This is a genomic window from Mesorhizobium sp. M7A.F.Ca.ET.027.03.2.1, assembly GCF_003999175.1.
Lineage (GTDB): Bacteria > Pseudomonadota > Alphaproteobacteria > Rhizobiales > Rhizobiaceae > Mesorhizobium.
Genome location: NZ_RZOM01000201.1, coordinates 1 through 7,118, shown reverse-complemented (window position 1 = coordinate 7,118; position 7,118 = coordinate 1). Strand labels below are relative to the sequence as shown.

At 61.9% G+C, this 7,118-nt stretch carries 9 protein-coding genes; 7 read left to right on the top strand and 2 right to left on the bottom strand.

Going from position 1 to position 7,118, the window contains the following annotated elements:
* The first annotated feature begins 88 nt into the window (after positions 1 to 88).
* The 3 genes from EN750_RS11605 to EN750_RS11595 all read left to right on the top strand — a co-directional run bounded on the left by EN750_RS11605 (position 89) and on the right by EN750_RS11595 (position 2,960).
* Positions 89 to 1,279: an NAD(P)/FAD-dependent oxidoreductase gene (locus tag EN750_RS11605; RefSeq protein WP_127396508.1), complete on the top strand. Its 1,191-nt coding sequence runs from the start codon at positions 89 to 91 to the stop codon at positions 1,277 to 1,279.
* Between the two features lie 429 nt (positions 1,280 to 1,708).
* On the top strand, positions 1,709 to 2,740 hold the full coding sequence (locus EN750_RS11600) for a hydroxyacid dehydrogenase (protein ID WP_127396507.1): 1,032 nt from the start codon (positions 1,709 to 1,711) through the stop codon (positions 2,738 to 2,740).
* 109 nt (positions 2,741 to 2,849) lie between these two features.
* The gene (locus EN750_RS11595; protein WP_127321053.1) at positions 2,850 to 2,960 is read left to right on the top strand and encodes a putative RiPP precursor; all 111 of its coding nucleotides are present in this window, start codon (positions 2,850 to 2,852) and stop codon (positions 2,958 to 2,960) included.
* Between the two features lie 283 nt (positions 2,961 to 3,243).
* Here EN750_RS11595 and EN750_RS11585 read toward each other — a convergent pair whose 3' ends face one another.
* Positions 3,244 to 3,459 (bottom strand): hypothetical protein, encoded by a 216-nt coding sequence (locus tag EN750_RS11585; protein ID WP_127321045.1) that lies wholly within the window; start codon positions 3,457 to 3,459, stop codon positions 3,244 to 3,246.
* A gap of 453 nt (positions 3,460 to 3,912) precedes the next feature.
* Here EN750_RS11585 and EN750_RS11580 point away from each other — a divergent pair, with 453 nt between their 5' ends.
* A complete protein-coding gene (locus EN750_RS11580) occupies positions 3,913 to 4,638 on the top strand; it encodes a Crp/Fnr family transcriptional regulator (RefSeq protein ID WP_127396506.1) in 726 nt (241 codons plus the stop codon).
* Here the strand turns inward: EN750_RS11580 and EN750_RS11575 are convergent, their stop codons facing one another.
* On the bottom strand, positions 4,639 to 4,941 hold the full coding sequence (locus EN750_RS11575; protein WP_127326567.1) for a hypothetical protein: 303 nt from the start codon (positions 4,939 to 4,941) through the stop codon (positions 4,639 to 4,641).
* Between the two features lie 212 nt (positions 4,942 to 5,153).
* On the opposite strand from EN750_RS11575, the gene EN750_RS11570 reads away from it, so the two are divergent.
* From EN750_RS11570 to EN750_RS11560, 3 genes are all read left to right on the top strand, one after another.
* On the top strand, positions 5,154 to 5,900 hold the full coding sequence (locus EN750_RS11570; RefSeq protein WP_127396505.1) for a helix-turn-helix transcriptional regulator: 747 nt from the start codon (positions 5,154 to 5,156) through the stop codon (positions 5,898 to 5,900).
* A 165-nt stretch (positions 5,901 to 6,065) separates the two neighbouring features.
* Positions 6,066 to 6,371: a hypothetical protein gene (locus tag EN750_RS11565; RefSeq protein ID WP_127396504.1), complete on the top strand. Its 306-nt coding sequence runs from the start codon at positions 6,066 to 6,068 to the stop codon at positions 6,369 to 6,371.
* A gap of 244 nt (positions 6,372 to 6,615) precedes the next feature.
* Positions 6,616 to 7,118: acyltransferase (locus EN750_RS11560; RefSeq protein WP_145967569.1), on the top strand; the 503-nt coding region annotated here is incomplete at its 3' end.

Sequence of the window (7,118 nt, the reverse complement as noted above, 5' to 3'; positions counted from 1 at the left end):
CTCCGGTTGCTTGCGGTTGATTTAGCTCCGGAAGATATTTTCTACCGGAGATTGTGAAACGTGCAGTTGCCACCAGAAAGGCAGCAAAATGAGTATCTCAGAGGCTGGCCCGGCCCAAGTCGATGTGGCGATCGTCGGCGCCGGAATGGCCGGCACCACCTTGGCAATGCTGTTGGGACAAGCCGGGCGCAAGGTGGCGCTGATTGATCCGCACCGCGTCCACCACGAGGAATTCCGGGCCGAGAAGATCGGCATGGATCAGATGCTTCTGTTCGAAAAGCTCGGCCTCGATGCGACACTCAAGAGCCTCGTCACCTCGACGACCGACACGCATATCTTCCGCCTCGGCCAGTTCTTCGCGCATGAGAAGAAGGCTGAATTCACATTCTCCTATGGCGCGTTGATCAATGGCCTGCGCGACGCCTTGCCTGCGCAAGTACCGCTGACGGTCGGCAAGGTGACCGAGGTCTCGACTGGACCGGACCGGCAGCGGCTTGTGCTGGCCGACGGCGCCGTCATCGATGCCCGCCTGCTGGTGGTGGCAACCGGCCACGGCGAGGCGGTGCGGCGCGCCGTCGGCGTCGAGCGTATCGAGCAATCGAAGGCGCATTCACTGTCGATGGGATTCGACCTCGCCATCTCCCCGCGTGATTTCGGTCATCAGGCCGTCACCTGCTACAGCAGGCGGGCTGCCGACCGTATCGCCTACATCAGCATCTTTCCCCTCGGCGACAAGATGCGGGCGAACATGTTCGGCTATCGGCAAGTGGCCGAGCCGTGGACGCGGGCGTTTCGCCAGGAACCGCAAAAGATGCTCTGCGAGCTGATGCCCGAAATAGCGGCGCGATGCGGCAACTTCGAAGTCGCAGGCCCTGTCGAGGTCAGGCAGATCAGCCTGAGCACCACGCAAGGCCATCGCCGCGACGGGGTCATCTTCATCGGCGATGCTTTCTGTACCACGTGTCCAACACCGGGCGTCGGCATCGGCCGGGTGATGACCGACGTCGATCAGCTCCATTCGGTTCACATTCCGCGATGGCTCGAAACACCAGGCATGGCGGCTGACAAGATCAACGCCTTCTATGACGACCCGGTCAAGGTGGCTGCCGATGAGGATGGCATGCGGGTGAGCTACTATGCCAAGTCGATCACCGCCGGCACCGGACTGGAATGGCGCGCAAGGCGCCTGCGCAACAACACCGCGCGCCGGCTGATGATCATCGGCCGCAAGGTCCGGCATCTGGGAAAACGGCAGGCGCCCATGGCCAATATTCAATAGGGCGCGACCAGTCGCGCCCTATCGATTGCCAATATTGATTGCCTTATAAGGCGAATGCGTCAGACGCCAACCGCTCAGGTTGCCGTCGACGGAGGTGCCGATGGGGTAGTCTGGGCCGTGACGCCCGAAAGCCTGTCGCGCTTCTGCCAGGTTGGTTTCTCGTATTTCTTCACTGTAAAGTGCCCTCCAAATTGGTACGGCGCCAGCAGAACCAATTCCCTGCCCCGTGTCAATTGCGTCATTACTGGTTCTTACGTCGTCTCCTCGCCATCGTAGTCAAACGATTCTTCACTGTTGCATTGCCGGCACATATCGGCTCCGACAGGACACCTCATCCCAGCGCCAATCCCGCTCTACTCGGCTCTCCGCGCGATGTTGTAAATCGTTCCATCCAGGGTATTTTGGCCATCGGGAACAGAGGGAATAGTCATGTCCAACAGCGCCTTGCCGCTGGTTATCAGTGCGCCGGAACCACGCACGCTCGAGCTGATCTTCACAGCCCGGCAGCTGGCGCGGCTCAAGGCTCACTATCGCATTGTCGAGACGACCGCTGACGGCGTCGCGAAACTGCCGGCCGACGTGCTGGCCGAGGCGCGCTATATCATCGGCCAGCCGCCCATATCGCCCGAAACGATCGACCGGATGAAGGCGCTGCGCTGCGTCTTCAATGTCGAGACCAACCTCATCAACAACATGCCCTACGAGACCTTGTTCGCGCGCGGTATCCATGTCGTCACCACCGGCCTGGTGTTCGCCGAGCCGGTCGCAGAGCTTGGCCTTGCCATGGCGCTCAACCTCGCCCGCGACATCGTCGATGCCGACCTCGCCTTCCGCCAGGGACAGGAACTGTGGGGCGGCGACGGCAACCAGACGGCGCGGCTCCTGTCCGGCGCGGATGTCGGGATCATCGGTTTCGGCGATCTCGGCCGGGCGCTCAACCGGCTGCTGTCGGGCTTCCGCACCCGCACCAAAGTCTTCGATCCCTGGCTGCCGCCATCGATCCTCATCGACAATGGCGTCGAGCCGGCCTCTCTCGACGAGGTGCTGTCGACCAGCGACTTCATCTTCGTCGTTGCCTCGGTGACCAGCGAGAACCAGGGTTTTCTCGGTGCCGAGGCCTTTGCCGGCATGCGCAAGGGCGCCGCTTTCATCCTGCTCAGCCGCGCCGGCGTGGTGGACTTCCCGGCGCTGATGGCGGCGGTGAAGAGCGGCCACATCGTCGCCGCCAGCGACGTTTTCCCCGAAGAACCGCTGGCGCGGGACCATCCGGTGCGCACCCTGCCCGGCTTTCTGCGCTCGGCTCACCGCGCCGGCGCGCTCGACATCGCCTTCAAGCGCATGGGCGATATGGTGCTTGAGGACATGGACCTGATCGACCGCGGCCTGCCGCCGCTGCGCTCCAAGCGCGCCGAGCGCGAGACGGTTTCGCGCATGCGTTCCAAGCCGGCCGACAGGAATTGAGGCGTGGGTTTTCGTCCCGGTTGGCCGGCCCTCGACAAGGTCGGCTTGACAAGGGCGCGGCCGGCGATGACGCTGCCGCAATCGAACTTTGCGGAGGGAGGCCATGAACATGAAGAAGATCTATGAAAAGCCGATGCTGCTCAAACGGCAGAAACTCTCCGCCGTGACGGCGCAGCAAGCCAATTCAGGCGTAATAGGCCCGACAGGCCCGGCAGGCTGACACCTCGCGGCATCCAATGAAGGTTAGCATCGGACGCACCCGGGGCGGGCGGTACGGCAGCCGCTCCAGGCGCAGCTTCAGTGTCCACGGCTGCTCTTCGCCCTGCGGGCGACCGCTTCCATAAAAGAGCGGGCGGCAGCGTCACAAGCCGTTCTGGACGGTCCGTTCGCGGACAGCACGACCTCCGCGGCCTTCCGCGACATGCCGTATTTCCGGGCGAAGACCGCAGCGTCGTAAGGTTCGTTTTCGGCTACCGGTGCCGCGGACGTGATCCTGGCTTTGGTCATTGGCGCGTCCGCCGGAAACTCTCAAGCAACTCGCCTTCATTGCGGCAGCCATTCTGAAACAGCGAAAACACCGTGGCCGCCAGAAGCTGCACGTCCGACTCCCCCGACATGCGATCGAGTTTGCGCTCCAGGCAGACCCGATCGAAGACGCGCTGGCACAGTTGCAGATCGGAAGGATGGAAACCAGGATTGCGCTTATGAAGGCTCGACATAAGAAGCCCCTTTCGGAGCAGCGACCACTTCCTTGACGCCGTGGGTCAAAAAATGAAATCGGGCTGAGCAAGAGTCAACATCGGCCTTCATCACAGTAAATATCGTACAATTCTCCCGCCGCTCTGCCCCACTTTTCGAACGGTTCTCGAGCCCGGCGCGACATGGCGCCTTTGTCATTAGCCGGCGGATTTCATCGACCCTCACCGTGATCCGGCGCCCTCATGAATATGTCGGTTTTGTACCAAGTGGCGCTTGGTACGTTTCCGACACTAACATTCAGGCCGATCTTTTCATATGCGAACGGGCGTTGGGGGGCGCCGTGCTTCGAATTTCATATCGCATTGATATCTTTCTTCGTTCAGAGCCCCTATACATAGGCGATCGTCCGTACGTTTTTACGGGCACGGACGGCTGGGAGATTGGATGGCTCTTGCCCTGCATTGGGCCACGCCATGTCTGATCTCACCAAAAATCATCAATACCGAAATCAGCTGCTGCGGCGCATGCCCGCGGATGATCTGGCGTTGCTCGAGCCGCACATGCAGCGCTGCGATTTGCCGCTACGCATGATGCTGGTGACCCCGAATATTCCGATCGAGGCCGTCTACTTCATCGAACAGGGCATCGGTTCGGTGGTCGCCAGCACCGCGAGCGGCCAAGAGGCCGAAGTGGGCTTCATCGGCTTCGAGGGCATGACGGGATATTCCCTGGTGATGGGCGACGACCGTGCGCCGCATGCCTGTTATGTCCAACTCGAAGGCGAAGCGATCCGCATCGAAGCCGGCGCTTTCAAGGCAGCATTGGCGGCAAGTGCAACCTTGCGCATGTTCCTGCTGCGCTTCGTCAACGCGCTACAGACCCAGGCCGGCTGCACCGCGCTCGTCAACGCGCGGCTGAAGCTCGAGGAGCGGCTGGCGCGCTGGCTGCTCATGTGCGACGACCGCGTGCCCGGCGAACATCTCGCCATCACCCACGAATTCCTGGCCATCATGCTTGGTGTCAGGCGGCCAGGCGTCACCGTCGCCCTCCAACTGCTTGAAGGCCGCGCGTTGATCCGCTCGCGTCGGGGCGAGATCGTCATTCGCGACCGCGCCGGGCTGCTGGAACTCGCCAATGGCAGTTACGGCGAAGCCGAGGCCGAATATGCAAGGCTGATCGGCGAGATCGGCGCGGCCTGATCAGGAGCGGTTGCCGCCGGCATCCGGCTTGCCCGACGTCGCTTTGCCGGGCGGTGCCGCACCGCCTTCAAATGCGCCCCGGCCAATCGGCCCATCCCCGTCGATCGGTCCATCCTTGGCTATCGGCAACCCGGCATGCTCCAGACTTGCAAGCTTGCACTTCGTCTGTTCGGCCGCCGCTCCCACAAGGCAGTCGATGGTGAACATGGCACCGGCGTGATCGCTGGCCGCGACCGCCTGGCGGATCTTCGTCAATTGCGCTTGCGTGTAGTCCAGAAGCTCGACCAGGCCGGTATGATCCAAACCGCCCTCCATTGCAGGATGTCGAGAGGCCGATCTCAGGTCGCTCTTGCCATCGAAATACGCCCATTTACACGGCTTGCATAGCCGGACTGTCAGAATCGTACAGTCTACGCGCCACCGGGTCGTTGCCTATTGGCCAAAGGTCCATCTTCGCGCCGCCGCCACGGCATGCAATTGTATATACTGGTCCGTACGTCTGTCGGGGAGATGTCGTGCCAATTCGCGAGAATCTCGCCGCCAATCTCAGGCGGCTGGTCCAACGCCACGCTTCCGTCAGCGCGGTGTGCCGTGAGCTTGGCATCCATCGCACCCAGTTCGAGCGCTATCTGCAAGGCAAGGCGGTTCCCAACAAAGCCACCGCAAGGCTGATCTGCGACTATTTCAAGATCGATGAGAATGAGCTGTATCGTGAGCCGGCCGCCGCGGCAGCCAAGAGCGACGGCAACGCAACGCTGCGCCAGGCCCTGTACGAAAACATGGTGCGGCCGCCGTCGCCCGCCATCGCCGGAGGCACATATTTCACCTATTTTTCGATGCCCGGCCGACCCGACTTTTTGATGCGCTCGGTCACCTTCGTGCGGCGCGAGGCCGATCTCGTCACCTTCAGGCGGGTGACGCGCTGGGCTTCGGGCGATGGCCGGGGTGGCTCGAGAATACCCGGCAACCATTACGGCGTGGCGATCTCGCGCCTGAACTGGATTTATTTCACCGGCATCAACCGGCGCCAGACCACCGAGCCCTCAATCATGACCGTGCAGTGGGCTCCCATCTCCGAACCGGTTCTGGTAGGCAGGGCGATCGTCCTCACCGGATCAGGGCCGGCCTTTGTATCCGTCATCATGCGGCAGGACGTCGCCAGGATCAGCATGAGGCGAGCGCTGCAGATGGCCCATATCGTCAGTCTCGACGACCCCAGTGTCGATCGGCTGGTGGTCAGTCTCGCACGAGAGACCCGATAAACTCGCTTCTTACGGGAAAAATCGGGGAAAGTTTCAAGTTTTTCGACTATATTTTTCTTCGTTTCGGGATTTTTGCGCAAAAAACCCCGGAACTTTCACCCAAACCTGTCGTTTTCCAGCTGATCGTTGCTTCGACGATCCCAAAGCAACAGGAGGAGTACCGCCATGAACATCAAGATGATCTGTTTCGGCGCGATGACGCTCTCGATGGTTGCCGGTACGGCGCTTGCCGCGAGCGACACCGGCACGTCGGCTCTCGACGATCCGGCCAAGATGCAGCCCTTCTACACCGACTCCAGCAGGAAGACGATGGTCAGCGACGACGATTTCGTGAAGGCCTGGAAGGCCCTTACGCCGGACGACCAGACCGCGATGATGAAGGCCTGCGAGGACGAGGCGAAGGGCGCCACTGCGGCCAACAGCCATCCGGAATTCTGCAGCAGCGTGAAAGCGAACGGCGGCAGCAAGTAGCAATCCAGCGGCCCGATGAGAAACAGCCCCTTCGCGGGGCTGTTTTGCGTCTGCCGCGGGGCGCACGGACAAGCCCGCCACGCAACGATCAGCCCGGCCGGCGCGCCGGCCCATTTTCCCTTCCTGCTATGTTGCACCGCGATAAAATTGCTCTATGTTGCACTGCGATAAATTTGTTGCATTGCGATATCAGCCTGCCCGGCCGACGTTGCGCAGGGGCTGGGCCTTGCACGAAGGAGCCGTCGTGGCAGCATCGTTCCGGCCGGACATACAAGGATTGCGCGCGCTCGCCGTCGGCGGTGTCGTCGCCTACCATTTCGGCCTCACCGCGCTCCCCGGCGGCTTTGCCGGCGTCGACATCTTCTTCGTCATCTCGGGCTGGCTGATAACAACCCATCTCATGCAGGAGATCGGCGAGACCGGCCGGCTCCACCTTTGGCGCTTCTATGCCAGGCGCGCGCGGCGGCTTCTGCCGGCAGCTTTATTCGTCATCCTGGTTACGCTGGCCGCCGGCTACTTCATCCTGGCGCCGCAGGAACAGGCGCTCTATTCGCGCGGCGCCATGTTCGCCTCCGCCTATGCCATCAATCTGTGGCTGCTGCGCTGGTCGTTCGACTATTTCGCCGCCGACGCCACCAGCAATCCCTTCATCCACTTCTGGTCTTTGTCGGTGGAGGAGCAGTTCTATCTGGCCTGGCCGGCGCTGCTTCTGCTGGCCGCCTGGCTGCGGCCGGGCCGGCGAACGGC

Coding starts and splice junctions, on each gene's coding strand:
- EN750_RS11605 (WP_127396508.1), top strand. CDS start 89: ATGAGTATCTCAGAGGCTGGCCCGGCCCAAGTCGATGTGGCGATCGTC.
- EN750_RS11600 (WP_127396507.1), top strand. CDS start 1,709: ATGTCCAACAGCGCCTTGCCGCTGGTTATCAGTGCGCCGGAACCACGC.
- EN750_RS11595 (WP_127321053.1), top strand. CDS start 2,850: ATGAAGAAGATCTATGAAAAGCCGATGCTGCTCAAACGGCAGAAACTC.
- EN750_RS11585 (WP_127321045.1), bottom strand. CDS start 3,459: ATGTCGAGCCTTCATAAGCGCAATCCTGGTTTCCATCCTTCCGATCTG.
- EN750_RS11580 (WP_127396506.1), top strand. CDS start 3,913: ATGTCTGATCTCACCAAAAATCATCAATACCGAAATCAGCTGCTGCGG.
- EN750_RS11565 (WP_127396504.1), top strand. CDS start 6,066: ATGAACATCAAGATGATCTGTTTCGGCGCGATGACGCTCTCGATGGTT.